The following is a 1,557-nucleotide window of genomic DNA, read 5'->3' as shown; positions in this document are numbered from 1 at the left end:
GCTGCAAGCCCGACCAGCTGCCGGCGGCCGCGCTGCAGGCAGCCCGGGTCGCCGAACTGTGCCGCTACATCGAGACCGCGGACGCGGTCCCCCCGCTCGCCGACCTGGCCCGGCGCGCCGGCCTCAGCCCCTACCACCTGCACCGCGTGTTCAAGGCGGTCACCGGCCTCACGCCGAGGGCCTACGCCACCGCGCACCGGGCGCGGCGCCTGCGCGAGGCGCTCGGCCGCCGCGGCGGCACGGTGACCGATGCCATCTACGACGCCGGCTTCAACTCCGGCGGCCGCTACTACGAGACGGCCGACGGGGTGCTCGGCATGACGGCCACGCGCTACCGCGCCGGCGGGGCGGGCACGGCGATCCGCTTCGCGATCGGCCAGTGCTCGCTGGGCGCCATCCTCGTGGCACAGAGCGAACGCGGCATCTGCGCGATCCTGCTCGGCGACGACCCGGATGCGCTGGCGCGCGACCTGCAGGACCGCTTCCCCCAGGCCCGCCTGATCGGCGGCGAGGCCGATTTCGAGGACTGGGTGGCCCGCGTGGTGGGCTTCGTCGAGGCACCGGGTCTCGGCCTGGACCTGCCGCTCGACGTGCGCGGCACCGCCTTCCAGCAGCGTGTGTGGCAGGCGTTGCGTGACATCCCGCCCGGGCGCACCGCCAGTTACGCCGAGGTCGCCGCGCGCATCGGTGCGCCGACGGCGGTGCGCGCGGTGGCGCAGGCCTGCGCCGCCAACGCGCTGGCGGTGGCCATTCCCTGCCACCGCGTGGTGCGCAGCGACGGCGCACTGTCGGGCTACCGCTGGGGCGTCGAGCGCAAGCGCCAGCTGCTGGCGCTGGAGCAGGAGGTGATCACGCCATGAGCGTGTCGGAGACCGCCGGCGTCGCCACGGCGGTGGCCACCGCGAGCCTGGAGGCGCGCATCGCGGCGGCCGACTGGCCGCAGCTGGCCCGCGATCTCGACGCGCAGGCCACGCGCAGATCGAACGCCTGCTCACGCCGGCGGAATGCCGCGCGCTGGCGGGGCTGTACACGGACGACGCGGCCTTCCGCAGCCGCGTGGTGATGGCCCGCCATGGCTTCGGGCGCGGCGAGTACCGCTACTTCGCCCACCCGCTGCCGGCGCTCGTCGCGACCCTGCGTGGCGGCTTCTATCCGCATCTGGTGCCGATCGCCAACCGCTGGCACGCGGCGATGGGTGTGGCCACGCGCTTCCCGCCGCGGCACGCCGAGTTCATCGCGCGCTGCCATGGGGCCGGCCAGACCCGGCCCACGCCGCTGCTGCTGCAGTACGGCGAGGGCGACTACAACTGCCTGCACCAGGATCTCTACGGCGAGCACGTGTTCCCGCTGCAGGTGGTGCTGCTGCTCTCCGAGCCCGGGCGCGATTTCGAGGGCGGCGAGTTCGTGATGACCGAGCAGCGCCCGCGCATGCAGTCGCGACCGATGGTGCTGCCGCTGCGCCAGGGCGACGCCGCGGTGATCGCCGTCCACGAGCGGCCGGTGCAGGGCACGCGCGGCAGCTACCGCGTGCGGCTGCGCCACGGCGTCAGCCGGGTG

General features: G+C 74.9%; 1 protein-coding gene and 1 pseudogene. Both read left to right on the top strand.

The window, feature by feature from the left end; all coding sequences use genetic code 11:
- The coding region (gene ada, locus x551_RS22000; RefSeq protein ID WP_036251502.1) for a bifunctional DNA-binding transcriptional regulator/O6-methylguanine-DNA methyltransferase Ada at positions 1-860 on the top strand (860 nt) is incomplete at its 5' end.
- Positions 857-1,557 (top strand): annotated as a pseudogene (locus x551_RS21995) (2OG-Fe(II) oxygenase); the annotation flags it as partial. The gene ada and the pseudogene x551_RS21995, both read left to right, overlap by 4 nt.

It is taken from the genome of Methylibium sp. T29 (assembly GCF_000576205.1).
Classification (GTDB): domain Bacteria; phylum Pseudomonadota; class Gammaproteobacteria; order Burkholderiales; family Burkholderiaceae_C; genus Methylibium; species Methylibium petroleiphilum.
The sequence above is the reverse complement of the archived record's forward strand: the minus strand, read 5'-3'. Positions and strand labels throughout refer to the sequence as shown.